At 70.1% G+C, this 24,161-nt stretch carries 19 protein-coding genes and 7 pseudogenes; 9 read left to right on the top strand and 17 right to left on the bottom strand.

The window, feature by feature from the left end; translation table 11 throughout:
• Window positions 1–66 precede the first annotated feature (66 nt).
• Window positions 67–612, top strand: a complete 546-nt coding sequence (locus GV126_RS29750; RefSeq protein WP_159672492.1) for a phosphatase PAP2 family protein — start codon at window positions 67–69, stop codon at window positions 610–612.
• Between the two features lie 374 nt (window positions 613–986).
• On the opposite strand, the pseudogene GV126_RS29745 reads toward GV126_RS29750, so the two are convergent.
• Window positions 987–1,859, bottom strand: a pseudogene (locus GV126_RS29745) (aldo/keto reductase family oxidoreductase).
• Window positions 1,860–1,990: 131 nt separating this feature from the next.
• Between GV126_RS29745 and GV126_RS29740 the strand changes: the two are divergent.
• On the top strand, window positions 1,991–2,431 hold the full coding sequence (locus GV126_RS29740) for a winged helix-turn-helix transcriptional regulator (protein WP_159672490.1): 441 nt from the start codon (window positions 1,991–1,993) through the stop codon (window positions 2,429–2,431).
• Window positions 2,432–2,877: 446 nt separating this feature from the next.
• Here GV126_RS29740 and GV126_RS29735 read toward each other — a convergent pair whose 3' ends face one another.
• From GV126_RS29735 to GV126_RS29720, 4 genes are all read right to left on the bottom strand, one after another.
• Complete coding sequence (locus GV126_RS29735; protein WP_159672488.1) at window positions 2,878–5,289, bottom strand: prolyl oligopeptidase family serine peptidase; 2,412 nt, start codon at window positions 5,287–5,289, stop codon at window positions 2,878–2,880.
• Complete coding sequence (locus GV126_RS29730) at window positions 5,262–7,046, bottom strand: N-acetylglutaminylglutamine amidotransferase (protein ID WP_159674240.1); 1,785 nt, start codon at window positions 7,044–7,046, stop codon at window positions 5,262–5,264. Before GV126_RS29730 ends, GV126_RS29735 begins: the two co-directional genes overlap by 28 nt.
• A 262-nt stretch (window positions 7,047–7,308) precedes the next feature.
• Window positions 7,309–8,499 (bottom strand): carboxylate-amine ligase, encoded by a 1,191-nt coding sequence (locus GV126_RS29725; protein ID WP_159672486.1) that lies wholly within the window; start codon window positions 8,497–8,499, stop codon window positions 7,309–7,311.
• Window positions 8,500–8,769: 270 nt separating this feature from the next.
• Window positions 8,770–9,516, bottom strand: a complete 747-nt coding sequence (locus tag GV126_RS29720; RefSeq protein ID WP_159672484.1) for a transposase — start codon at window positions 9,514–9,516, stop codon at window positions 8,770–8,772.
• On the opposite strand from GV126_RS29720, the gene GV126_RS29715 reads away from it, so the two are divergent.
• Window positions 9,515–10,048, top strand: coding sequence for a GNAT family N-acetyltransferase (locus tag GV126_RS29715; RefSeq protein WP_159672482.1), 534 nt, complete (start codon window positions 9,515–9,517; stop codon window positions 10,046–10,048). The two genes, GV126_RS29720 and GV126_RS29715, sit on opposite strands and share 2 nt — an antisense overlap.
• Before the next feature lie 285 nt (window positions 10,049–10,333).
• On the opposite strand, the pseudogene GV126_RS37765 reads toward GV126_RS29715, so the two are convergent.
• Together GV126_RS37765 and GV126_RS29710 are read right to left on the bottom strand one after the other, a co-directional pair.
• Window positions 10,334–10,444: pseudogene (locus tag GV126_RS37765) on the bottom strand (IS21-like element helper ATPase IstB); the annotation flags it as partial.
• A 162-nt stretch (window positions 10,445–10,606) separates the two neighbouring features.
• On the bottom strand, window positions 10,607–11,344 hold the full coding sequence (locus GV126_RS29710; protein WP_159672480.1) for an SDR family oxidoreductase: 738 nt from the start codon (window positions 11,342–11,344) through the stop codon (window positions 10,607–10,609).
• 218 nt (window positions 11,345–11,562) lie between these two features.
• Between GV126_RS29710 and GV126_RS29705 the strand changes: the two are divergent.
• Window positions 11,563–12,386 (top strand): annotated as a pseudogene (locus GV126_RS29705) (helix-turn-helix transcriptional regulator).
• A gap of 456 nt (window positions 12,387–12,842) precedes the next feature.
• Here the strand turns inward: GV126_RS29705 and GV126_RS29700 are convergent.
• On the bottom strand, window positions 12,843–13,736 hold the full coding sequence (locus GV126_RS29700; RefSeq protein WP_159672478.1) for an aminoglycoside phosphotransferase family protein: 894 nt from the start codon (window positions 13,734–13,736) through the stop codon (window positions 12,843–12,845).
• Between the two features lie 566 nt (window positions 13,737–14,302).
• On the opposite strand from GV126_RS29700, the gene GV126_RS29695 reads away from it, so the two are divergent.
• Together GV126_RS29695 and GV126_RS29685 are read left to right on the top strand one after the other, a co-directional pair.
• The gene (locus GV126_RS29695; protein ID WP_159672476.1) at window positions 14,303–14,563 is read left to right on the top strand and encodes a type I restriction-modification system subunit M N-terminal domain-containing protein; all 261 of its coding nucleotides are present in this window, start codon (window positions 14,303–14,305) and stop codon (window positions 14,561–14,563) included.
• A gap of 313 nt (window positions 14,564–14,876) precedes the next feature.
• A complete protein-coding gene (locus GV126_RS29685; RefSeq protein ID WP_159672472.1) occupies window positions 14,877–15,293 on the top strand; it encodes a GNAT family N-acetyltransferase in 417 nt (138 codons plus the stop codon).
• A gap of 39 nt (window positions 15,294–15,332) precedes the next feature.
• Here the strand turns inward: GV126_RS29685 and GV126_RS29680 are convergent.
• Window positions 15,333–16,027 (bottom strand): annotated as a pseudogene (locus GV126_RS29680) (IS5 family transposase); the annotation flags it as partial.
• 278 nt (window positions 16,028–16,305) lie between these two features.
• Window positions 16,306–16,686 carry a winged helix-turn-helix transcriptional regulator gene (locus tag GV126_RS29675; RefSeq protein ID WP_159672470.1) on the bottom strand — a complete coding sequence of 127 codons (381 nt, stop codon included), beginning with the start codon at window positions 16,684–16,686 and terminating at the stop codon, window positions 16,306–16,308.
• 91 nt (window positions 16,687–16,777) lie between these two features.
• Between GV126_RS29675 and GV126_RS29670 the strand changes: the two genes are divergently transcribed.
• The gene (locus GV126_RS29670) at window positions 16,778–17,707 is read left to right on the top strand and encodes an NADP-dependent oxidoreductase (protein ID WP_159672469.1); all 930 of its coding nucleotides are present in this window, start codon (window positions 16,778–16,780) and stop codon (window positions 17,705–17,707) included.
• Between the two features lie 140 nt (window positions 17,708–17,847).
• Here GV126_RS29670 and GV126_RS29665 read toward each other — a convergent pair whose 3' ends face one another.
• Window positions 17,848–18,012, bottom strand: coding sequence for a hypothetical protein (locus GV126_RS29665; RefSeq protein WP_159672467.1), 165 nt, complete (start codon window positions 18,010–18,012; stop codon window positions 17,848–17,850).
• 446 nt (window positions 18,013–18,458) lie between these two features.
• Here GV126_RS29665 and GV126_RS29660 point away from each other — a divergent pair.
• Window positions 18,459–18,821, top strand: a pseudogene (locus tag GV126_RS29660) (SDR family oxidoreductase); the annotation flags it as partial.
• 343 nt (window positions 18,822–19,164) lie between these two features.
• Here GV126_RS29660 and GV126_RS36800 read toward each other — a convergent pair.
• The 5 genes and pseudogenes from GV126_RS36800 to GV126_RS29640 all read right to left on the bottom strand — a co-directional run.
• Window positions 19,165–19,464: pseudogene (locus GV126_RS36800) on the bottom strand (ATP-binding protein); the annotation flags it as partial.
• A pseudogene (locus GV126_RS36795) lies at window positions 19,458–20,113 on the bottom strand (formylglycine-generating enzyme family protein). The pseudogenes GV126_RS36795 and GV126_RS36800, both read right to left, overlap by 7 nt.
• Before the next feature lie 490 nt (window positions 20,114–20,603).
• Entirely contained in the window at window positions 20,604–20,726 is a 123-nt protein-coding gene (locus GV126_RS37760) for a hypothetical protein (RefSeq protein ID WP_419796037.1), read from the bottom strand.
• A gap of 145 nt (window positions 20,727–20,871) precedes the next feature.
• The gene (locus tag GV126_RS29645; RefSeq protein WP_159672463.1) at window positions 20,872–21,162 is read right to left on the bottom strand and encodes a hypothetical protein; all 291 of its coding nucleotides are present in this window, start codon (window positions 21,160–21,162) and stop codon (window positions 20,872–20,874) included.
• Between the two features lies 1 nt (window position 21,163).
• Window positions 21,164–21,724, bottom strand: coding sequence for a DUF308 domain-containing protein (locus GV126_RS29640; protein ID WP_159674238.1), 561 nt, complete (start codon window positions 21,722–21,724; stop codon window positions 21,164–21,166).
• Between the two features lie 808 nt (window positions 21,725–22,532).
• Here GV126_RS29640 and GV126_RS29630 point away from each other — a divergent pair.
• Window positions 22,533–23,117, top strand: a complete 585-nt coding sequence (locus GV126_RS29630) for a TetR/AcrR family transcriptional regulator (protein ID WP_159672461.1) — start codon at window positions 22,533–22,535, stop codon at window positions 23,115–23,117.
• Window positions 23,118–23,454: 337 nt separating this feature from the next.
• Here GV126_RS29630 and GV126_RS29625 read toward each other — a convergent pair whose 3' ends face one another.
• Window positions 23,455–24,102, bottom strand: a complete 648-nt coding sequence (locus GV126_RS29625; RefSeq protein WP_236570163.1) for a chorismate mutase — start codon at window positions 24,100–24,102, stop codon at window positions 23,455–23,457.
• Window positions 24,103–24,161 lie beyond the last annotated feature (59 nt).

Here is a 24,161-nt window from a genome sequence, read left to right as displayed (position 1 = left end):
GGAGGGAGATCGGCCGACCGGCGAAGTGAGGGACTGAGCCGGGATCAACGGGTGACTCGCCTGGTCATGGACGTGGAAGCAGAGCTGTGTCGGCTGGAAGCCCAACCGCTGCGGCGGGTGGCGGGTTGGCGGCCGGGGTGGGTGCGGCAGTGCATGCCGGCGGTAGCGGAGGCCGCGGAGCAGACCCGGCTGTGGTGGGCCGTCGCCGCAGTGCTGGCAGGGCGGGGCGTGCGCGGCAAGCGCGCCGCGCTGGCCGGGCTGGCTGCGATGGCGGCAGCGGAGACCGTATCGAACGCGGTGGTCAAGCCGCTGTTGCAGCGGCGCCGCCCACCCGAACATCTTGTTCCGCACGACGATGTGCAGGACCGCCCGGACTCGCCGTCCTTTCCGTCCGGGCACACCGCGGCCGCCGCCGGATTCACGGCCGCCGTGGCCAGGGTGTGGCCGGCGGCCGGTGCGCTGTGCGCCACGGCGGCCGGCGCGGTGGCTGTCCAACGCGTCCACTCCGGCGCCCACTACCCCAGCGACGTGGTCGCGGGCGCGGCAATCGGCGTGGCGACAGCCGAGTCGGTGCGGCGCCTGCCTCGCCATGTCCATCGGTTGATCTGGTGAACAGTGGGTGTCAGTGCTGCTGCGGCGGGTGTCTGCCCGCGTCTGCATGGTGACTCGGCCGACACGAAACATGCAGGTGATGACGATGGCTGAAACGAACCGTCCCGCCATCGACAGCCGCACCGCGTCGGGTGAGCAGCCGGTGGGGGAACTGGTGCAGCGAGCGTCGTAGCAGCTCACCGATCTGGGGCGGGCCGACATGCGGCCGACCCGGGCGGAGATGAAGCAGAAGGGCAAGGGCTCGGTGTGCTGATCGGGCAGGTTGGGTGACGCGGCTGGCTGGTGTTTGGCCGCTGATTCCGGTGTGGGGCCGGTGGTAGTTGTACCAGTCCAGCCAGTCGCGCGGCTTGTGGGCCGTTCAGCTCTGGGGGCGTTCAGCGGCTGATCTCGTCCAGCTCGGTCAAGTCCTCATGAGAGAGACGGAGTCCCGCGCCGGCGATGTTCTCGCGCAGGTGCGCCGTCGATGACGTGCCAGGGATGAGCAGGATGTTCGGTGATCGCTGCAGCAGCCAGGCCAGTGCGACGGACATCGGTGTCGCCTCCGATCGAGCGGCGACCGCCGAGAGCGCCGAGGACTGAAGCGGGGTGAAGCCCCCGAGGGGGAAGAAGGGCACGTACGCGACGCCGTCAGTGGCGAGCCGGTCGATGAGCTTGTCGTCGTGGCGGTGGGCGAGGTTGTACATGTTCTGCACGCACACGATCGGCGCGATGCTCCGTGCCTCGGTGACCTGCTCCTCGGTGGCGTTGCTGACCCCGAGGTGGCGGATCAGACCCTGCTACTGGAGTTCGACGAGCGTCTCGAACGCCTCGGCGAGCGAGCCGGGCTGGGGACCTTCGGCGTTGCCGAGTCGAAGGTTGACCAGGTCGAGTACGTCGAGCCGGAGGGACTTGAGGTTGTCGTGGACCTGGCGGCGCAGATCTTCGGGTCGCCGGGCCGGAGGCCAGCCACCCTGTTCATCGCGGGTCGCGCCCACCTTGGTCACGATGTGCAGCGACTCGGGATAGGGATGCAGTGCCTCGCGGATCAACTCGTTGGTGACGCGCGGCCCGTAGGCGTCGCTGGTGTCGATGTGGGTGATACCGAGGTCGACCGCTTCACGCAGAACCGCCAGGGCACCCTCGCGATCGGCGGGCGGCCCCATGACCCACGGGCCGGCCAGTTGCATGGCGCCGTAGCCGAACCGGGTGACGGTCAAGTCACCCAGAGTCCAGGTGCCGCCGGGAAGAGAGAGGGAGGGTGTGCTCATCTTGGTGCCTTTCGTCGTGCACTCGGGGGTGGCGCCTGCTGCCTCCCTGCATCAGCATGGGAGAGAAACTTCCTGTCGGGAAGTAGGCACTTTGGAGTGCGTAACCCACCCATCGGTGAGAGGTGCGATCAGTGACGACGGTGAAGGCGGACCAGAAGAGGGCTCAGGCCAAGGTCGAGTACAACGCGTTCCTGGCGGGGTGCCCCAGCCGGCAGCTGCTCGACCGGATCTCCAACAAGTGGGTCGTCCTGGTCCTGTGTGCGCTGGGCGGCGACAACGACGCCGACCAGCCCGGTGCGGCACACGCAGACGCTCCGAAGCCGATGCGTTACTCCGAGATCTATCGCCTTCTGGCCGGGGTCAGCCAGAAGATGCTGACCCAGACGCTGCGGTCGCTGGAGCACGATGGCCTGCTCACCCGAACCGTGACGCCGACCGTGCCGGTCACCGTCTCCTACGAGCTGACCGACCTCGGTCTCTCGCTCCACCACATGACGCGCGGGCTCAGAAACTGGGCGCAGACGCACATGGACGAGGTCCTCGCACACCGTGAGAAAGCTCGCACCGCCTGACGGCTCACACCCATCCGCCCGACAGCTCTACCTTCTCGGCGCTACATCCTCAAATGTGAAGACACCCCCATAACGCACAACGTACTTGTGCGCGTCCTGAGCTTCGGACCGAGGCTCACGAGGGCCGGACAGGTCTTCCCAGTCGGAAGGCTCGGGCTGGGTCGGGACAGGGGACGGCGCATGGCGGGTGCCGAGGTGGACGGTGAGGCGGGCGCCTGAGTCAGCGTGCATCTCCAGGTGGAGGCCGTCGGTGTCAGGGGCGCCGGGCGGGGTGTTGTGCACAGCGACGATCACGGGTTCGGCCATACACGGTCAACGAGCCGTACTCAGGCACCCCACCTCGTCGCCCTCGTCCGGGCCGGAGCCCGCTTCCGACGCGGCCGGCTCATCGAGCGCCCCGCCACCGCTGCGGGTGGGGGCGGAGCGGAGCGGGGACGCCTCGGCGGTCATGGAGCCCAGTGGATGGCTTCCTGGCCCAGCAGATGGCGCTGCATCCAGTCGGCCGCGGTCCGGCGGAAGAGGCGGCGGTTGTCCGCCCGCCGGAAGTCGTGGCCTTCCTGCCGCAGCAGCAGCAGTTCGGCCTCCAGGCCCCGTTCCCGCGCGGCCCGCACGAACTGCTGGGACTCCCCCACCGGCACGTTGGTGTCGTGTTCTCCGTGCACCGCCAGAACCGGGACGCGCAGCTCGTCGATGCGGCTCATCGGCGACAGCGCACGCAGCAGGTCGCGGTCGCGCTCCGGATGGCCGTACTTGTGGACGGCGGACTCCGCGATCCACGGCTCGGTGCCGGCGAAGAAGGTGAGCAGGTCGGACATCCCGCAGACCGCCACCCCGGTGCGGAACAGCTCCGGGTGCCAGACCAGCGAGGCCATGGTCAGGTAGCCGCCGTAGGAGCGGCCCATCACGGCCAGGCGGCCGGGGTCGGCGAGGCCTGCCAGAATCGCGTGGGCGGCGCAGTCGGCGACGTCCTCGATCGCCGCGAACCTGCCCGTGCCGAGGTCCGCGTCGACGAAGGAGCGGCCGTACCCGGAGGAGCCCCGGACGTCGGGGGCGAAGATGTCCAGCCCGCGGCCGAGGAGTTCGTGGTAGAGCGTCTGCAGGACGGGACGTTCCTGTTCCTCGGGGCCGCCGTGCAGGTGCAGCACGCAGGGCGCCGGCTCGTGCGCGGAGCGGCCCGGCGCCCGGTAGTACCAGCCGCCGAGGCGCAGCCCGTCCCGGGCGACGGGGCGCAGCGGGAACGGCCGGACGGGAGGGTGGCCGCCGGGGCCACCGGGGATGGCGTCCTCGTCCCTCGAGGACCAGGGGGTGCGCAGGGGCAGCCCGTGCGGCAGCCACCACACGCCGGGTCGGCGCCGGGACCCCGACAGCGCCAGTACGGGGCTGTCCGGGTCGGAGCCCGGCGCCATGCGGGTGATCACTTCGTGGGGCAGGGCCGGGCCGGTCAGGGAGGCGTCGGGCTCGGCCGTCGCTCCCTCGGTGGCCAGGGACGTCGCGCCCCCGGCGGCCTGGGTGGTGGCTCCCCCGGCCCGGTGCGTGGCGCGGTCCGCGGACCCGGCCGGCGGCAGTGCGGTGACTTCCAGGTCGCTGACGCCGCGCACGTTCCACGCGAGCAGGGCGCTGCGCGCGTCGTGGTGGAGGACCAGAAGCTCCAGGTCGCAGTCGTCGCGGGCGGCGGCCACGCGCTGTCCCCGCCACTCCCCGCGCGGACCGAGGCTCACTTCGAGGAGTGCGGCGAACTCGCGGCCGCTGTCGCTGCGCAGCCACAGGGTGCGCTCGTCCGGCGAGAAGCCGCCGATCCACGGGTCGCCGTCGGCGGCCCGCACCGCGCAGGTGACCGCGCGGTCGGTGCGCCGTACGACGAGTGCCTCCCGGCCGCCCCGCGGGCCGCGGCGCACCAGGGCGAAGCGGCCGCTGCGGCTCAGTGCGCACACGCGCAGGCTGGCCGCCCCGGGTTCGCTCACCAGCAGCACCGGCGCGCTCGCACCGTCGGGATCGACGAGGTAGGCGGTCAGGGTCCTGGTGCCCAGCGGCCGCCCGGGGTGGGTCCCGGCCCGCCCGGACTGCGGGCCGACCGGCACGGTCAGCGGCGCCCCGCCCAGCAGGACGGCGTGACCGTCGCGGTGCGCCCAGTCGCCCGGATGGACGGGGACGGGCGGGCCCGCCGGGGCGGTGCCCGCGGCGAGGCCGGCCCGGTCGGGGTCCGCGGGCCCGGGTTCCCTCACGGTCACGGCGAGAGCCGAGCCGTCGTGCGTCCAGCAGCCGAGGTGGGCGGAGGTGCCGGGCTCCCCTCCGGCGAGGAGCCGGCGCCCTGTGCCGTCGGGGCGTACGCACAGGACCCGGGTCAGTTCCCCGCCCCCGGGTGCGGTCGTGTAGGCGATCCACCGTCCGTCCGGGGACCAGGACACCTCGGTCACCGGGTCGGGCTCGGCGTCCAGCAGACGGACCTCGTCGCCGTCCACGGGCCCCGTCCACAGCTGCGGGACACCGGTGCGGTCGCAGATCACGGCGACGTGCCGGCCGCTGGGGTCGACGGACGGGTACCAGCATCCGTGCGCGATCAGGGGCCGGCGTACGTCGTGCTGCGCGGCGGTGTCCGCGAGGACGACGGACTCGGGCGCGGGCCGGGCGGCCGTCTCGTCGGTGTCTCCGGACGGCGCCGCGGGAGGGGACCACGCCGTGTCCCGCGTGTGGGGAACCGCCGCTTCGCCGGCCGGGGCGGCGCCGGCGGCTGGACCGGCGTGCAAGGCCGACCACGCACCGTCCGGGCCCCGGCCCGGCGGGGCGCCGCCGTCACCGGCGCGTGCGGGGCCGGGCCGTCCGCTCGTCCCGGTCAGCGCACGCCGTGCGTCTGCAGCCATGTCTCCCGAAGCGCTACTTGCCACAGTGTGTTGGCTCCTCGCCGGGTGCGGTGGGCATTGGGCGCCGCGAGCAGCTCGGTGACGTACTCCCGGCGGAAGACACCCCGGGCCCGGGCCTCCGGGGCGGGGAGGGGCTCACGGACCCGCTGCAGGACGGGGCCCGCCATGTGCTTGATCGCCGGAACCGGGAAATAGCCCTTCGGCCGGTCCACCACCTCACGGGGCAGCACCTTGCGCCCGGCCGCCTTCAGGACGCCCTTACCGCCGTCGGCGAGCTTGAGCTCGGGCGGGCAGGCGGCGGCGAGTTCGACCAGCTCATGGTCCAGGAAGGGGACCCTGGCCTCCAGGCCCCAGTCCATGGTCATGTTGTCGACGCGTTTGACCGGGTCGTCGACCATCATCACGTGCGTGTCCAGCCGGAGGTCGGCGTCCAGGGCCGTCTCGGCGCCCTCGGCCGCCATGTGGGCGCGGACGAACTCGGCGGAGACGTCCCGCTCGGGCAGGAAGGCGGGTTCGAGGATGGCGGACAGCTCCTGGTGGGACCGGTCGGAGTAGGTGGCGATGTAGGCGTCGGCGGCGCGCCGGCGGGGGACGTCCGCCATGGCCGGGTACCAGTGGTACCCGGCGAACACCTCGTCCGCGCCCTGGCCGCTCTGGACGACCCTGACCTCCTTGGCGACCTGCTCGGACAGCAGGTGGAAGGCGACCACGTCATGGCTCATCATGGGTTCGCTCATGGCCTGCACCGCGGTCTCCAGAGCGCCGGAGACCCGGTCGGAGGGAACCATCAGCTGGTGGTGCCGGGTGTCGAAGTGGCGCGCGACGAGGTCGGAGTAGTGGAACTCGTCCCCGTCCTCGCCTCCCTCGGACTCGAAGCCGACGCTGAAGGTCGCCAGGTCGTTCTGCCCCTCCTCGGCCAGCAGGGCGACGATGAGGCTGGAGTCGAGTCCGCCGGACAGCAGCACGCCCACCGGCACGTCGGCCACCATCCGGCGGCGGACGGCCTTGCGCAGTGCGTGCAGTACCGCGTCCGTCCAGTCGTCGGCGCTCATGGCCGCGTACTCGGGGCGGCGCGTGTAGGCGGGCTGCCAGTAGCGGTGGTCCTGGTGGGACCCGTCCGGTTCGATGACCCGCACGGTGGCGGGCGGCAGCTTGCGGACCCCGTTGAGGACGGTGTGCGGAGCCGTGACCGTCGCGTGCCAGCTGAAGTACTGGTGCAGGGCCACGGGGTCGAGGCTGGTGTCGACGTCACCGGCTGCCAGGAGGGCCGGCAGCGAGGAAGCGAACCGGAGCCGGTCCGCTGTCGCCGTGAGGTACAGCGGTTTGACGCCGAGCCGGTCGCGGGCCAGCACGACCCGGCCGGTGTCCTGCTCGACGACGGCGAACGCGAACATGCCGTGGAAGTGCGTGACACAGTCGGTGCCCCACTGCCGATAGGCCTTGAGGACCACCTCGGTGTCGGAGTCGGAGAAGAACCGGTGGCCGAGGGCGCGCAGCTCCTCGCGCAGCTCACGGTAGTTGTAGACGCAGCCGTTGAAGACGCCGGTGAGCCGGGCCATGGGGTCCACCATGGGCTGTGCGCCGCTCTCCGACAGGTCGATGATCTTCAGCCGCCGATGGCCCAGGGCGACCGCGCCGTGCGACCACACGCCGCGGCCGTCGGGGCCGCGCGGTGCGAGCCGGTCGGTCATCCGCTCCACGGCCGCGATGTCGGGGCGCTCGCCGTCGAACCGTATCTCTCCGGTGAGTCCGCACATCAGCACGCCCGCCTTTCCCTGGACACGGCGCACGAGGGGTGCCCGTTGCTCCCGCGGGGTCCGGATCCGCCGGGCCGCGCCGCGTGAGGTGTACGACTGTGTCCGGGTGTCGAGGGGTCCTGCGTGGTGCGCATGGATGTGACTCCTTCACGGGACGCCGATCCGCGGGGCGCGGACCGGCCTGTGGGCGCCGGTGCGGCACCGGCGCCCGCCTGGGTCGGTCGAAGTGCATGCAAAGACGGGGCGCGGCGGGTTCGCCGTGTCACCCGCTGCCTGTCGAGGCGGGGAACCCGGTTCCGAGGGACCGTGCGGTGGCGGAGCCCGCGGGCCCGGCGACGCGCGGCCGGCGGGCGGACGCCGGACGCGTGCCGCGCTCTCCGCGGGTCTCGGCCGCCAGAAGGTCCGTGCCGGCCAGGAGATCCTCGGCCCGGACCACGCGGCGCAACCGGTGAGCCGCGCTGCCGCAGGCCAGGGCCTCCTCGAGCAGGGCGTGCACGGTGTCCCAGTCGCCGGCCGCCTCCAGCGCCGGGCGGAGCCGGGCCAGCATGCCGGTCAGGACCACCGGGGCCGGGAGGGCCTCCCGGGTCACCGGATCGACCAGGTCGCCCTCCAGGCCCGACCGGGCCGCCCGCCAGGTGGCGGCCCGCAACCAGTCGTGGCGGCCGTCGCACAGGGGCCCCTCCACGCCCTCCAGTCGCGCGACCGCGTCGCGCACGAGGGCCCGGAAGAGCCCGGCGACGAGCACCACCGTCTCCACTCGCGGGCAGGCGTCGCAGATCCGAAGCTCAAGGGTGCTCAGGTGCGCCGAGGGCCGTATGTCCTGGTACATCATGCCGGCGTCGCTGATGACACCGGAGCGGATGAGGTCCGCGACGGCCGCGTCGTACTCGGCCGCGTCGGCGTGGCAGCCCGCTGGGCCCGCGGTGGGCCAGCGCTGCCACAGCATGGTTCGCCAGCTGGCGTACCCGGTGTCGGATCCGAGCCAGAAGGGGGAACTGGCCGACAGCGCCAGCAGGGGCGGCAGCCAGGGCGACACCAGGCACATCGCGCGTACGGCGGTGTCGCGGTCGGGGACGTCGACGTGGATCTGCGCGCTGCAGATCAGCTGCTCGTCGGCGACCCGGCGGTACTCCTGGCGCATGTGCCGGTAGCGCCGGTCGGCGGTGACGTCGGCGGCGCCGACGTCGGCGAGGGGTACTGTTCCGGCGGCGACGACCGCGAGGCCGAGTGTGGCCGCTGCCCGGTCGAGGCGCCGCCGGGTCGACGCCAGGTCGCGGTACAGGCCGTCGAGGGTGGCGTGCACCCCGGAGTTGCTCTCCACCACCGACTGCTGCAGCTCGGAGGTGAAGGGCCTGCCCAGCCCGGCGATCAGCTCGGTGGCGTGCGGGGCGAGTCTTCCGCTCTCCACATCCACCAGATGGAACTCTTCTTCGGCCCCCAGGCGCGCTGTCAAGGCTTCTCCCCAGTGTTTCGATCCCCGACGTCGGCGTACTGACCCGCGGGTCCGGTGCGCCGATCGACGGGTGACCGAGTTCCCGCCACGGCCCTCGGCACGCCCCAAGATTCGCAACTTGTGATATTTCCCCTACAAAGGAGCGATCGCGAAGGGCAGCCCGGCCCGCTGCCGCATCCGTCCCGCGACGACCCGGTCACGGTGCGCGGTATGCCTGGTCTTCCCCCGTCCGGCGCAGGCATGCGCAGGCGCGGTCGTCACGGGTGATCGTCATTGATGGCGGCCAGTTGGATCATGGCTGCTGACCGGTTGGGGGTGGGTTGCGTGGTCGCGGGCCAGGCGTCGGTGGTGCATGAGCCGGCCGAGGGTGCGCTCGATGACCCGGCGGCGGGGTTGGACGCGGAAGCCGCGGGTGGTCGGGTCGCGTTGGACGATTTCGAGGCCGATGCGGATCTGGGCGGCGAGTTCCACGGCTTTGGTCGTGTAGCCGTTGTCGGCCCAGGCTTGGGTGACAGTGGGTGTTGCTCCGCGACCGTTGCCAGAAGGTGGGTGCCGGCCGCGAAGTCGTGGACGCTTGCGGCGGTGACGGCGACGGGGGGGAAAGGCCGAGTGTGTCGGTGTCGACGTGCCGTTTTGCGGCCGGTGCTCTTCTTGGCCGGATCGACTCCCCCGGCGGGGCTCAGGTCGCAGCCGTGTCGCGGTAGCGGGCGACCACAGCGTCTCGCTCCGGCGCCCAGGTCGGGCGCCGGCTCGGCCGGCCAGGGCGAAGCCGACCATGGCCTCTGCGGTGACGACGACACCGCTCAGGTCCAGCTTCTCCAGCAGCGGGGTGAAGGCGGGGACTTCGTTGCTCTTGGCTGCGACCTGGCGCTGGGCGATGACGGTCTGGCTGTCGTGGAGGGCCGCGGCCGGCAGGTGCACGGCGTGGCCGTCGGTGCGCGTGATGACGGCACTGCCGTGTCCGCGAAGCGGGATGTCGGCGCAACAGGTCCTCGCCCGTGAGATGGTTGCTGCCATGACTGTTGGCGCGCCGGGCAGCGAGATTCTCCTCGAGACAAGTCGGCTGCTGCTCAGACCTTGGCGGGTGCACGAGGCCGTCGTCCAGCGTGAACTGTGGACCGAACGTGATCCACGAGTGCCGCCGCACCGCCGAATCGACACGGACGGACACCCCACGGTCGCGGAGCTCGAGGATTCGATCCACACCGACAAGGTGTGGTCGACCGGGTTGTTGGCGGTCGAACGGAAGGCGTCTCGTGACGTCATCGGCTATTGCGGGCTGGTCGACAGCGGGCGAGGATCGACAGGGGAACCGGAGCTGGCATTCGAGCTGCTCCGCAGAGTTTGGCGTCAGGGATACGCGACCGAGGCCTCGTTGGCGGTTCTGGAATGGGCGCGATCGTCTGGGTACGAACGTCTGTGGGCCACCGTCTGGGACTGGAACGCCGCTTCTCGCAGAGTGCTGGCCAAGGTCGGGTTCACCGAGACCGATCGGAAGGAAGTGGACGCGGTACACGGGACCACCTTGTTCACCACGAGACGGCTCTGACACACCCGACGTTCGACCTTGCGGACGGACCCGTGCAGTGGCGCCTGGCGACAGGTGTCCCCGTTCGGGTCGGCAGGCAGAAGCGGATGCGGCACACACTCCACGCCAGGGTGGTGGGGACGGAACATCAGGTGCCCGGCCGAGCCGTTCTCATGGGTCTCGCCGAGCCCGGTGATCGGAGCGCGGTCGGCTGAAGCGTCGCACCGGTCTCCGCCCGTCTCGTCGTCAATCCTCATGACGCTGTGCAGGTCAGCCGTACTCGGGGGTGCACGGTGACTCGCACGCCGACCTGCGACGGGCACGGTGGTCGCATGGTCCTTCAATCGCCCGGTCGGCGATGTCAGAGAACTCGGTGCGGATCGACGGCAGCCGCAGCAAGCGGCAGGCGGAGCCGATCGCGGCGTATGAGACACCGAGGGCAGCGGACTGGTGTCCGGCGGAAGGTGCGCCAGGCGCCCCTCGTGCAGGGACGTGACCGTCGCCGGCGGCCGGCCGAGGGTCCGGGCATTCGGCGCGGGCCCGGTCTCATGGCAACATGCGCCGGAAGGGTGGGAGAGGTCAGCTCTGGGCGGTGGGCCGGACGACGATGTCGTTCACGTCGACCGCGGCAGGCTGTTCCATCGCGAAAGCGATGGCCCGGGCGATCGCGTCGGGCGGGATCGCGATGTCGTCCCGCATCTTCGTGATCTCTGCCCTGACCTGGCTGTTGGTGGACGCCTCGGCGAAGTCGGTCGCAGTCGCACCAGGTGAGACGGTGGTCACCCGCAAGGAGCCGCCGGCTTCCTGGCGCAGTCCTTCGCAGATGGCCCGGACCGCGAACTTGGTGCCGGCGTAGACGGCCATGGTCGGCACGATGCGAAACGCGGCCGTCGAGGCGATGGTGATGAAGTGGCCGGTTCCCTGCGCCCGGAAGACCGGCAGCGCGGCGCCGATCCCGTGCAGCACGCCCTTCACGTTGACGTCGACCATGTGGTCCCACTCCTCGACGCGCAGATCGTCGAGAGGCGAGATGGTGCCGACTCCGGCATTGCTGACGAGTACGTCGAGTCGGCCGAAGCACTCACTGGCCAGCGCGACCAGGGCCTGCAGGTCGTCCCGTCGGGTCACGTCGGTGCGGATGTGCACGGCGATGCCACCTGTCTTCTCGATCCGGGCCACCAGTTCCGCCAGGCGTTCGGAGCGGCGCGCGCCGAGGACGAGTCGCGCGCCGCGTTCGGCGAGCAGCAGCGCGGTTGCTTCGCCGATGCCGCTGCTGGCTCCGGTGATCGCGACCACCTTGCCCTTGATTCCGGACATGTATTGCCCTTTCCGTCTTCGGCGGCGGGGCCGGAGCCGAGCGGCAGCGAGTCTTGGAGGAACGTCCGCCAAGCCGTTGCGCACTGGACGGCCGGGTGCCGGTGTGACCGTGTGAAGGCCGCCGGTCATGCCGCGGCCCGTGCTCGCACACCAGTCTCCGATGGGCTTAGCCTGGTATCCAGACCGTGTTTATTCTGGAACTGAAGGTGCCATCCGCCATGCCCACGGAGCCGGACCAACGCCGTCAGCTCAGCGAATTCCTGCGCAGCCGGAGAGAGCGTCTGACCCCTGAGGAGGTGGGCCTGCCCCAGACCGGCCGTCGCCGGACTCCGGGACTTCGCCGAGAGGAACTGGCACTGCTGGCCGGGATCAGCGCCACCTGGTACACGTACCTGGAGCAGGGGCGAAAGATCCGCGTCTCCACGCAGGTACTCGACGCCCTCGCCACGGCTCTGCGGCTCGACCGGCACGAGCGTGATCATCTTTTCCAGCTTGCCGGTCACGCGCCTGCGGCCGAAGCCGAGGAATGCGAGCCGCTCCCGGCCGAGGCGGGTGCGATCCCCCTGTTGCTCCAGCCGAACCCGGCGTACATCATCGGCGGCAACTATGACGTGCTGAGTCACAACCAGGCAGCCCAGGAGTTGTTCCCGAGGCTCATCACGGAGGCGGACCGGCCCGCCAACTTCGCCCGCTGGGTGTTCCTCGAGCCGGTGGCCCGGGACGTCCTGGTCGACTGGGAACCCGAAGCACGCGGACTGCTCGGCCGACTTCGGACGCTAGCGGCACGCCACTCCGGCGACCCGCGATACACCCGACTGATCGAGGACCTGAACGAGGGCAGCGCAGAGGTGCGGGACTGGTGGCCGCAGTACGAGGTGCAGGCCCGGCACAGCGGTCGCAAACGGCTGCGACACCCACAACGGGGAGCGACCGAATATGCGTACACCGCTTTCACCTGGCCGAACAGCCGGAACAGACGCTGGTCGTCTATGTCGACAGCAGCGAACGGCCCGACGGGAGCGCAGCCGTGACCGGCGAATGAAGGAGGAGACCGACGGCAGTACCAGGGCTCACGGTACGGCGGGCTCACGGTACGGCGGCCTCCCGGCCAGCGGCCACGCGCGGGCGACTGCTGAAGACAACGTGCGACTGCTGAAGACAAGGGGACCGCCTCACCACGGGTGACGCGTGGGTCCCGGCCATTCTTCGATGCCGAGCCGCACGCGGTTACTTCACTGTCGGCTCCGAGGTGGACGCGACCCCGGTGGGGTACGACGAGCCCCTTTCGTCTCGAACGCCGGGCCCAGGTTGCACCCCGTCTCACCGAACCCGGTGCCCCTTCAAGACCTGCATCACCGCACGGCCGTCGACGGTCAGGGTGAGGTGGTAGCGCTCGACGGGCATTGACCTCCCGCAGCGAAGGTTGACCACCGAGTCGCGCACGACCGGACGGATGGAAGCGGGATGGGCCACTGAGGCTCGTCGCTCCGTGCCTGCATCAGCCCCTCAGAACGCGATCGAGCGCTGCCCGGCCTGCGGGTCCCCATGTCGCCTTGCCGCCCGGAAGGCCCCGTTCTCCGTTCTGGCCCATCACCATGACAAACAGGCTCTTCAGCGCGGCCAGTCCGCGGGCGCGCCGGATAGTCCCCTCGTCCGCCTGCGCGTAGACGTCGAAGAAGCGTGAAGCGGCGCCTGCCGGAAGAATGACCCATGCGGCGGCGAGGTCCCACGCCGGATCGCCGGCGAACATGGACCCGAAGTCGATCACGCCCGCGAGCCTCCCGTCCGAGACGACGACGTTTGCCGGATGCAAGTCGCCATGCACCCACAGCGGCGGCCCCTCCCACTCGGGCGCCGCGACGGCGTCCTCCCAGACGGCCCGGACATCATCGGCCAGTTCGTCGGGGACCACGGCGTCGAAGAAGCGGTCGAAGCCGTCCGTGCACTTCTTGGGATGGTCACCGCGGTCCTCACTGATCGGCGCGTCAGCGGGCGCCTCCACGTGGAGTGCCTTGAGGAAGCCCGCCAGGGTGTCGGCCGCGTGGTCGCCGCGGCTGATCGAGGAGGAGTCCAGCGGCACTCCAGGAACCCATGTCATCACGGTCCAGTGCTTGGGGAAGCGTAGGGACGGCTCACCGAACCGCACCGGGGTCGGCACCGGGAGCGGCAGGCGCGGGGCCAACACGGGCAGCCACCGCCGCTCCTTGAGCTGGGGCTCCGGAGTGGGATCCATGCGCTGCATGCGCACGGCCAACTCGGCCCCGAGGCGCCACATCTGGTTGCCCCAGCCGCCCGCCACCTCGCGGATGGCGAGCCCTGCAAGGTCTGGATGCTGCTCCTGCAGCAAGTCACGGACCAGGTCTGCTGTGATCTCAATCTCGGCGCCTGTCATGCGAAGCCACAGTACCGGGACAGGCGGAGGCGGAGTTTGCGCTTGCTGCGGGCTCCAGAACCGCCACGCACTCCACATGATGCGTCATCGGTAAGGGATCGAGCTGGACAGGTCACGAAAAAGCCCCGGTCAGAGGCAGTCCAGCCGCCCGGTCTCCCGCGTACGGGAACTCGGAGCGTCAAACGAGCGTCACGCCGAACAATCTATGCCTCGCGCTTCACGACAGGCCGCCAGCGCCCGAACCGACGACGCGCCGGCTGCGACGGACCAGAGGGACTGGCTGCAGTGAACCCGAGTGCTTCGTCAGGTCCGGCGTTCATGTCTGGTGCGGAGCACATTGCAGAAATGAAGCCCGGGCAGGTGGAGCGGCTTCACTGAAAGGGAACGACGGCTGACGTCCGGTCGACTGATCGACGGTTGACGAGCAACGACCACCGACGATGGTGACGTCCAGGTCCCCAGGCACCGTCACCGGCACGTCGGCGTCGTGTGCTCCTCGTGGGCCGACCCGGCCACCGCCATGGGATGATCCGTCCCATGGAGGGCACCGGCCTGCGGAGGACAGCATGAGTGACGGCACCGGGCATCTGTCCAAGCTCGTCTGGTCGGTGGCCGACCTACTGCGCCGCGACTTCAAGTCTTCCGAGTACGGGCGCGTGATCCTGCCGTTCACGGTGCTACGCCGACTGGACTGCCTGCTAGCCCCGAGCCGGCGCGCAGTGCTCGACGAGGCCGAGCGCACCGCCGGCGAGCAGGAACGTGAGCAGCGCCTGACGGCCGCCTCGGGTTGGCCCTTCTACAACTCCAGCCGGTTCTCCATGGGCTGAGCGACCTGGCGCGGCTGCGCCGGGTGCGGGACCGGATCGACCGGGAGGACGCGGAGCCGCTGAATAAACCTCGGACCAGATCGTCTCGCACAGCAACTCGGCGATCCGGCGTCGCACGGTCATCCAATCCCACGGCGACCAGCGCCGCGGCAGGCAATGTTCGCCCTGTTGACGACTTGGCGGAGGGCCGAATCGACGGTGTGAGGGGTCTGGCGATCGTGGGACCAGGCGCGAAACCCGCTTCTGGCACCGGAAGGCTCAGGTGAGGGAGGAAACCGGTGCCGTCCATGCCGAAACCTGACAGGATCCCCCCATGGAGATCCGTCGCATCACTCGGGCCGAGGCTGTCCAGGACGCCGGGCATCTCTTCGATGTGTCCCCTCTGCCGGAGGCGACTGAGAGGTTCCTGGCGGACGAGCGCCACCACCTCCTGATCGCCTATGTCGATGACGCCCCAGTAGGGATGGTCACCGGCGTCGAGATGACACACCCGGACAAGGGCACGGAGATGTTCCTGTACGAGCTGGGTGTGGACGAGCCGTTCCGCGGTCGCGGTGTTGGCCGGGCCCTGGCGTCGGCGCTTGCAGACCTGGCGCGCGAACGGAACTGCTACGGCATGTGGGTGATCACGGACGAGGACAACGTGGCGGCACGGGCCACTTACTGTCGTGCCGGAGGCGTCCCGGAAGAGAAGCAAGTAGTGCTCGTCTGGACCTTCGACCAGGCGTAGCCCCACAGAGTGGAGCGACCTGCCGCATGAGACCGTGTCCTATGTAGTGAGGCGGATCAGTCGCTTGCAGCAGCACAAAGCGGCGGCGAGGCGGAGAAAGGCGAGGTGGTTACGGGGATCCCGCTCGTAGCGGAGGCTGAGCCTGCAGTAGCCGGACAGCCAGGACATCGTCCGCTCGATCACCCGACGACGGCGGCCCAGGCGTTCGCTGGCCTCGATGCCTTTGCGGGCGATGCACACCCCGATGCGTTTGCCGCGTAACCATGTCCGCATGTAGGGGACGTCATACGCCTTGTCGGCGCGCAGGCGTGGAGGCTCGAAGGGGCGGCCGCGGTGAGGATCCTGTCTCGTTCGGTGACCCTCGACCATGGGCTTCAGCGCTTCGCTGTCGTGGGTGCTGGCGGCCGAGACCCCGACCAGGAGGGACAGTCCGTTCGCGTCCGACAGGACGTGCGTCTTGGAACCCGGCTTACTCCGGTCCACGGGGTTCGGACCTGTGAGTTCGCCGCTTTTTAGCCCGCACGTGAGCGGAGTCGAGGACCACGGGCGAGACGCCATGAAGCCGGCGTCATCGAGTCGGTGCAGCACCGCTTCGTGCAGCCGTCCCCACACACGCCGGCCCGCGACCAGATCAGGAACCGGCAGTGCGCGGTCGACTCCGACATCCCGGAACACGGCGGCAGAGCCCGCCAGGCACAACCGCTGACCAGCACGTAGATGATCGCCGCGAACAGCGGCTTGGGCCGCTCACGTTCGGCTCAGTACGCGCCGGAAAGCCGCGCCAGCATCACGAGGATCACCGCGAGCAGGACCATAAGCGTCCCGCCCGCGCCGGTCGCCGTGGCGAGGGCGGCCCGGGGAGCGAACGAAGCCGTCACACCCGGAGCCCGCGACGAGCGCGATCGTCGTCCCGACGCTGAGAGTCAGCTCCGGCGGGACTGCCGGACTCGGCGCCGCCCACGACCGGCCCCCGCCTACGACCCGTCAGCAGGTCGCTGCCCTGGCGGGGGCCTCAGTCGCTCTGGGCAATCGGCTCGGGATCGGCGTCGAGCGCGTCGAGCACTGCGTCGCCGTGCGCCCTCGCCCACTCGGTCAGCGTATGGATCGGTTCGATCAGCGTCGCCCCGAGCGGGGTGAGCTCGTACTCGACGCGGGGCGGGACCTCGGCGTAGGCGTGGCGGCGGACGAGTCCGTGCGCCTCCAGCCGTCGGAGCGTCTGGGTGAGCATCTTGCGGGAGATGCCGCCGATCAACTCGATCAGCTCGCCATGGCGCACCGGACCCTTGCTCAGGCCGGCGAGCACGACCACCGTCCACTTGTCGGCGATGAGCTCGACCGCCAGACGTGCCGGGCAGTCGGCGAGAAAGAGATCACCGGAACCGAAATCCCTCATGGAGCCAAAGGTTACCTGCGCCAGAGGTACCTGCTGGTTCCTGTCGGAAACCTAGCCTGGATTCCCTCCCCCTTCCAAAGCCAGGAGAGTCATGCGAGTCATTACCCAGCAGGCGCTCGGCGGTCCCGAGGTGCTCACCATCGTGGACGCACCCGAGCCCCAGCCGCTCCCGACCGAGGTCCTCGTCCGCGTCAAGGCGATCGGGCTGAACCCGCTGGAGGCGCGCCTGCGCGCGGGCGAGTTCCCGCTGATCGGCCGGCCGCCGTTCGTCCTCGGCTGGGACATCAGCGGCGTGGTCGAGGAGTCGCCGCGGACGTGGCGCTTCAGGCCCGGCGACGAGGTGTTCGGGATGCCGCTGTTCCCGCAGGCGGCGAGCGCGTACGCCGAGCTCGTGTCGGCGCCGGCGTTGCACCTGGCACGCAAGCCGGCGTCGCTCTCGCACGTCGAGGCGGCGGCGCTGCCGGTCGTCGGGCTGACGGCGTGGCAGGGTCTCGTCGATCTCGGCGGCGTGAGCGAGGGCGACCGTGTCCTGGTCCACGGCGGTGGGGGCGGGGTCGGCCACGTTGCGATCCAGATCGCGAAGGCGCTCGGCGCGCACGTGATCGCGACCGCCAGCGGGAGCAAGCGGAAGTTCGTCGAGGGGTTCGGCGCCGACGAGGTGATCGACTATACGGCGGTCGACTTCGCCGAGGTGGTCCGCGACATCGACGTCGTGCTCGACACGATCGGCGGCGACACCGTCGAGCGGTCGCTCGAAGTGCTCCGCCCAGGCGGTCACCTGGTGACGGCGGTCGCCGAGGATGACCCGGAGCTCATTGCCACCTACGAGGCGGCCGGCATGCGCTTCAGCGGCATCGCGGTCGACCCCGATCCGGTTGCCCTGCGAGGCCTCGTCGAACTCGTCGAAGAGGGCAGGCTCCGGGTCCACGTGCAGGAGACATTCCCGTTCGAGCGCGTCGCCGACGCGCACCGGCTGCTCGACCGCGGGCACCTCCAAGGCAAGCTCGTCCTCACTGTCTGATTCCGTCGTGGGGCCTCGCGTGAGCGCGGCCCCACTGAGACCCGCGCGTATGAAAACTGCCCGTCAGACGGCCTGATGTAGCGTAGGCACCAGGGAGCTCGGGCAGGTCCGGAGCGGTAGTCCACCGACAAGATCACTCGTCAGCGGGTCACTTCCCGGTTAATCAGCACCGGCAGGGGCCCAAGCGACACGTTCAGTGCCGCTGCCAGCCGTTCCATCAACCGATCACGGCTGGGAGCGGCGACGTAGATCTGGCACTCAAGGTCTGCGTTCGCCCCGGCCGGCCCGAACGTACTGTCCTCCATGAGTAGATCCTCCCAGGTCAGGGGTCCCTGCGTAACCCCTTACAGCCTCGACAGCGCCACCCACGGGGTGACTGCTGACCTTGAAGCGCGACGTGAAGTTGGAAAGGGCGAATTGTGCGGACACTCCCCCCACTTGTCCTGCGACAGCAGGCACCAAGATGTCGGCTTCTTGCCGTTCTATCCGGAAGACCTGCCCGAAGCGCAGATTCCCCCGGATTGCCTCTTAGTCTGCATCCGTAACCACGAAGCGCATCTTCGCAGCCCCGCCCGTGCGTGAAGCAGCCCGATCCCGGAGTGAGCGCGGACTCACACCAAGATCCGACTCAACTCGCCAACAGCAGCCACACCAGGCCGGGAATGGTGGCGCGAGCACCTGAGCGAGCCGTCGGAGACCACCTGAACGTCTCGGAACTGATGGTCCGCCTCCGAAGGCGCAGAGCTCGGCTCTTGCACTGGCGGCGCGCGGGGTGCGGGTCGTGGTCCCCCATCGCGGTGATGCGGCCGAGGCCGAGGAGACGGCGCAGCAAGCGCAAGCTGCGGGCGGGTCTGCCGCTGTCGTGCGTCTCGACATCAGCGACATCTCCCCTTTCCGAGCCTTCACTTCCGAGCTGAGCGGACTGCTTGAGCGCTGGGGGGCTTCGCGGCTCGATATCGTGGTCAACAGCGCGGGGGTGGGTGTCTTCGGCCCGCTGGAAACTGTCACGGCCGACGACTTCGACACGGTATTCGGCACGAACGTGCGGGGCACATTCTTCCTCATCCAGTCGCTTGTACCGCTGCTGGCGCGGGGCGCCCGCGTCTGTCTGTAAGCACTTGTTTTGGCTCCACTGCCGGGGTGGAGGGGGCGTGGATCGGTGTGATTCACGCCCCTGTGGCAAGGTGATTTGGCCCCACTTCGATCGGGGGGTTCCGCTGGCCCGGGTAGAGGGTGTGGGCGGTAGCTGTGACGCCTCGGCGGGCCTCCGTCAGCGCATCCCCGACAGGTGTGTGGAGGGTTGCCGACCCGGCTCGGCTCAAGCCGCGGACCTCCCGGTGGCCGCGGCGGCTGGACGAGAACGGGCGATGGTGCGGCCGGCACTGGGACTTGACGGTCGGGCCCGACATGGCTGCGGTCGGTCTCCCGTGAGGAAGGCCAGCGGTTGTCGGTGCAGGTCAGCGACGGGGTTTCTTCTGGGTCTGCGCGAACCGGTAGGACTGCGTGCCAGTCTCGACGATGTGCGCGTTGAACGTGACCCGGTGGACGATCGCTGTGCAGAGACGGGGGTCGGTGAAGGTCTGCTTCCACTCCGAGAAGGGAGCGTTCGAGGCGATCGCGATGGCCTGCCGCTCCTGCCGCTCGGTGAAGATCTGGAACAGCAGCTTGGCGCCGGCCTTGTCCAGGTCGAGATAGCCGGACTCGTCGAGGCAGAGCAGGTCGACGCAGCCGTAGCCGGCGATGAGGCGGGTCAGCTCAGCGGTGTGGAGCGCACGATGCGAAATCCCACGTCGTCGATCCGGAAGGTCGGGTGGCTGCGCCGCCGCACCGACGCCCGGCAGCTCCAGTGCTCGTCGGCCCATCCACCACCACGGAGGACCCGGTAGGCCCCATACACCTCGGCGTCGTAGACGTCTCCCAGCACCAGTCCCACACATTGCCCAGCATGTCGTACAGGCCCCATGCGTTGGGCTGCTTGCCGCCGACAGAGTGGATCCGCCCATCGGAATTCCCCTGGTACCAAGCGACCTCGTCAAGCTGTCCGTACCGCGGGCCAGTAGTGCCTGCACGGCAGGCGTGCTCCCATTCGGCCTCGGTCGGCAACCGGTACCCCTCTGCGGAAGCATCCCACTCGGCCGTCTCGGCATCGACGCACAGGCGATACGCGGGCGTCAGCCCCTCCCGTTGGGACAAGGCGTTACAGAACTGGACCGCATCCCACCACGAAACACCCTCAACCGGCAGCCGATCGCCCTGGGCGCTACTCGGCCGTCGGCCCGTGACTCGTGCGTACCAGGACTGCGTAACCGGGAACGCCGACATCTCAAACGGCGCGACCTCGACCGGCCAACTGCTCTGCGTCCGCCGGTCCGACAACGTCACCTGTCCCGACGGGACCGCAACCATCTCGTTTCCTGTCCCCGCGTCCACAACAGGCCACCCTACCGGCGTCTGCCCATCGCTCTACCGATCTTTCTGACCGGCGGTGGAGCCAGATCAACTTCGTACCCCGTAGAGCCACTTCTGGTCCGTGCGGTGGTGCCCAAAGAAGTGCTGACAAACGCGCCAGGGTCTCGCCGGGCAGACCGCGCTCGGCCGCGTCGGCGAACCCGAGGAGATCGGCGACGCCATCGCCACGTCGGCGCCGGTCCGGACTCTGTTGAGCCGCACGCCGTACGCTGCGGCGTCGGTGGGGCAGAGTGACGGCCCCGTCCGGCGTCCGGCGGTCCGACCGCGCTTGCACCAGACCTGCCCGCCCTGCGACGGCACTTCGCCGGTACCTGCGCCCGCTGTACGTCGGCGGCGCATCTACCCTCCACCCTGTCCCGCGATGAGGCGGGATGGTTCCCCGAGCTGCTGCCGAAAGTCGCCGAGCTGACTGGAATGGCGGACGCCTTCAGGCAGGCTCGATGAACACCACTTGGGGCGCCGCGTGTTCGTCGGCGGTGGCGGCGTGACGGCCCCAGGGGCTGTCGTCGGCGGTTTCGCCGTCGGCGCGCGCCACGATGACGTCGCCCACGGTGCGGACCCGGTCCTTGGCCTGGTGGGTGAGGAGTGCGCGGTGGTTGACGTCACCGGCGGCATGCAGCCACCCGCCGGCCGGCGGCTTGTCGTCTACGTGACCACCCGGAGGGTGTCAGCGACGGTGAGGCATGAACCGGGTGTCAGCCGTTGACCCGGCGGCGCGGCACGGCCACGACGTCCAGGTCCCCGGTCACCGCCTCGCGCGCACTGGGCGCCGGCGGGCCGCCCGCAGCGCGGCCGTGCTGCGCAGCCGTGCCTTGGTCGGCATGCTCACCAGTAGGAGCGTTCGCCCCGACCAGGTCCCGCTCGACGACGGCAGCGCTCAGGCCGCCCTCTCCCACCCGGCCGGTGACGTTCTCCCCGACCGGACCCGCACCGATCACCACCACGTCATACGTGTGAGCCACCATGTCGGTTGCGGGGGCGGCCATGTCAGCTCTCCTGGGCGGCGCGGCCCAGGCGCAGGGCCGAGAGGAGGAAGAAGATGCCGCCCGGGACGGCGTAGCCGATGGCGCCGGTGAGGGCGGGGTCGTCGGCGCCGGCCGACGCGACGAACGAGGCTCCGGCCAGGACCGAGATGGCGCCGCTGAGGATCATCGGCCACTGGCCGCCCAGCCTGCGGCGGGGCACGGCCACGATGAGCTGGACGAGCCCGGACACGATCGCCCAGGCGCCCCACACCCGCAGCACCGCCCCGATCCCTGAGGCGCACGCGATGCCCACACCCGCGGCGGCGACCAGGCTGACCGCCATGTTCACATACAGCAGCACGGGGGATCCGGTGGTGCGGGACGACCTGGCGTCGGCGACGGCGGCACCTACGTCGAACAGCGGATACAGCACCAGGAGCACCGCCCCGACCGGAGTGATCTCGTCCGCCATCGTGAACATCACCAGCGCCCACACGATGGCGAACGCGAACCGCACGAAGTACAGCCGGCGTAGAGCAGACGCCGTTCCGGTAACACCTGATGGAGCAGTAACAGTGCCCACAGCAAACCCTTTCACGCTCACAGCAAAGCCTTTCATTGGATGGGTGGAGGAGAAGGCAGTTCGGCGTGTGCCGCGATGGGGTGGCGCCCCGGGTCAGCGGGAGGGCCCCTTGCGAGACAGAACGTTCTGCATCTACAGAGTGGCAAGGATGCTACGGCGTGTCAAGACCGAACGTTCTACCTCTCTGGCGCATCCAGGCGCCGAGGTCACAGCCGCGTTCTTTCCAGCTGCCCAGCCGTAGTGGTTGGTGGTGGTGAGATGCCGGCGGGCCTCGCCACCGGCAGCCGGGCGGAGCAGACGCCGCCGCCCCGGAAGACCGACCGGATAAACGGATGCCGGAAGTCGCGGACAACGCCCGGCCCGGCCAGCCCCGTGAGTGACCGCGAAGGATCGCCGGGCCGGTGTCCGCCCTGATGCGGTGGTCTCTACGGGCGGAGGCCGCCGCGTAGCCGCCGCCGGCACAGATGCCGAGGACACCGATGCGCCGCGGGTCGATGCCGGGGATGGTGGTGAGCGCGTCGATCGCGTAGGAGATGTCCTCACCGCGACGGTAAGGATCCTCGAGGTCGCGGAGCTCTCCGCCGCTCTTCCCCTGGTGGGCGGGGTCGAACGGGAGGGGCCGTGATGCCGCGCGCGGCCCTGGGCATCCCGCAGGGCGCGGTGAAGTCCCAGGTGTTCTACGCCTTGCGCAACCTGAAGTCGGCGTTGGAGGGCAACGGCATGCCGAAATCGTAGAGATCGGCGCCCGCAGCGCCCTGGGGCCAGGCTGTACCGACCGTTCTCTCCAGCTGTTCGCTAACCTGGGCGTATGAGCCAGAGGACGAGAGAAGGCAGCACGTCGGAAGCGCGATCGCGGCTGCTCACCACGGCGACCAGGATCTTCTACGCGGAGGGGATCCACTCCGTCGGTGTCGACCGGATCGTTGCGGAGGCGCGGGTCACCCGTGCCACGCTGTACCGGCACTTCACGGGCAAGGAAGACCTCGTCCTCGCGTACCTCGACCAGGCCGACCGGGACCTCCGGGCACAGGCCGAGGCTGCTCAGGCGGGCGAGGAGTCGGCGGCGGACAAGGTCAGGGCGATCTGCCGGACCATCACCGCGGGTATCCGGTCTCCGGGATTCCGGGGATGCGCCTTCCTCAACGCGGCAGCGGAATACCCCGATCCGGACCACCCGGTCCACCGGGCCGTCCTGGCCCACCGGCAGTGGTTCCTGGACACCGTCACCGGGTTGCTGGCCCAGATGGGCAACGCGCCCGCCGGACCCTCCGGCCGGCATCTCGTCATGCTCCGGGACGGCGCCATGGCCTCCGGCTGCCTGTCCGACCCGGAACTGGTCTCCGAAACCTTCCTGCAGGGCGTCGAGGGAATCCTGCAGGCCCGGTCCGCCTGACCGACCGGCCGCGTCGTCCGGCGCGGCCGCCCGGTCCGCCGACTGAACGACGGGGGCTCCGGCCATGTGCCACGACCGGCCCTCTCGGCCGGCCTGCCGGACCCGTGCCGGATGTTCAGCCGACGTGATGGTTCTTGGTCAGGGCCGCCAGAGCGGGTGCTCCCGCTCGGCCTACTCCCGCGTGACCGAGCCGGTGCCCATCCCCTGGCGGGCCTCCGGGGCACCCATCGCCATGCGGATGCCTTCGCCTCGCGTGGTGGCCCTGGCGTGTGCCGCGGTGCCGCCGGCGACTCGGAGCGGGTGGCTCCCGCACCGGGAAGACGACGGCACCGGCGGATCAGTGTCGTCCGGCCGGCTCGCCGGAGCGGCACACCGACTGTGTGGCCGTCCCGAGCGCCTGGCGGTGGAGCGTGTCGAGCCGTTCCAGCACTGCCCCCGACCCGGCAGCCAGGGCCAACTGCACCGTGCAGGCGACGGGCTTGTCACGCAAGTGCTCCGTGTCCTTGAGCTCCTGGAGCAGGGCCGTGGTCAACTGGTCGAGTCGCTCGCGAATCGGTCCGAGGTCGGGGCGCGTCGTCGGCGCCTCCTCCGGGTGCGCGGTCCAGCGGGCGAACAGGCCCTTCTGCACGACCTTGCTCGCGGCGATCTGGTCCTGGAAGAACGCCACGGCCGCGTCCGGGTTCACCCCGGCGGCCTCGGCCTGTGTCCGGACCTGTTCCAGTACCTGCGCCTCACGTACCGGGTCTTCGATGGGTGAGCCGGTGCCGAACTTGGACGCCGCCACGTCGTCGCTCACGCGGATACGCTCGATGACGAGATCCGTGAGAGGACCGAGCTTCCTCAGTGGCTCGGCCGCATTGACCGTGACAGTGACGGATTCGGTGTTCGCGGGGGCACTCATGGCCATGGCCTGCGGAGTGGTCAGCACGGTCGCGGCTCCCAGAAGGCCGGTGATCGCGGCGTAGCGGATCAGAGCGTTTCGCACGTTCAATGGTCTGCCTCGGTTGTCGGTGTATGCGGGAGGTGTGCCGTCCTGCTCCAACG

Source organism: Streptomyces mexicanus (assembly GCF_902506575.1).
GTDB lineage: Bacteria > Actinomycetota > Actinomycetes > Streptomycetales > Streptomycetaceae > Streptomyces > Streptomyces mexicanus.
This window is presented reverse-complemented; position numbering and strand designations above follow the sequence as displayed.

Coding starts and splice junctions, on each gene's coding strand:
- GV126_RS29750 (WP_159672492.1), top strand. CDS start 67: ATGGACGTGGAAGCAGAGCTGTGTCGGCTGGAAGCCCAACCGCTGCGG.
- GV126_RS29735 (WP_159672488.1), bottom strand. CDS start 5,289: ATGGCTGCAGACGCACGGCGTGCGCTGACCGGGACGAGCGGACGGCCC.
- GV126_RS29730 (WP_159674240.1), bottom strand. CDS start 7,046: ATGTGCGGACTCACCGGAGAGATACGGTTCGACGGCGAGCGCCCCGAC.
- GV126_RS29715 (WP_159672482.1), top strand. CDS start 9,515: ATGACTGTTGGCGCGCCGGGCAGCGAGATTCTCCTCGAGACAAGTCGG.
- GV126_RS29720 (WP_159672484.1), bottom strand. CDS start 9,516: ATGGCAGCAACCATCTCACGGGCGAGGACCTGTTGCGCCGACATCCCG.
- GV126_RS29710 (WP_159672480.1), bottom strand. CDS start 11,344: ATGTCCGGAATCAAGGGCAAGGTGGTCGCGATCACCGGAGCCAGCAGC.
- GV126_RS29700 (WP_159672478.1), bottom strand. CDS start 13,736: ATGACAGGCGCCGAGATTGAGATCACAGCAGACCTGGTCCGTGACTTG.
- GV126_RS29695 (WP_159672476.1), top strand. CDS start 14,303: ATGAGTGACGGCACCGGGCATCTGTCCAAGCTCGTCTGGTCGGTGGCC.
- GV126_RS29685 (WP_159672472.1), top strand. CDS start 14,877: ATGGAGATCCGTCGCATCACTCGGGCCGAGGCTGTCCAGGACGCCGGG.
- GV126_RS29675 (WP_159672470.1), bottom strand. CDS start 16,686: ATGAGGGATTTCGGTTCCGGTGATCTCTTTCTCGCCGACTGCCCGGCA.
- GV126_RS29670 (WP_159672469.1), top strand. CDS start 16,778: ATGCGAGTCATTACCCAGCAGGCGCTCGGCGGTCCCGAGGTGCTCACC.
- GV126_RS29665 (WP_159672467.1), bottom strand. CDS start 18,012: ATGGAGGACAGTACGTTCGGGCCGGCCGGGGCGAACGCAGACCTTGAG.
- GV126_RS29645 (WP_159672463.1), bottom strand. CDS start 21,162: ATGGCCGCCCCCGCAACCGACATGGTGGCTCACACGTATGACGTGGTG.
- GV126_RS29630 (WP_159672461.1), top strand. CDS start 22,533: ATGAGCCAGAGGACGAGAGAAGGCAGCACGTCGGAAGCGCGATCGCGG.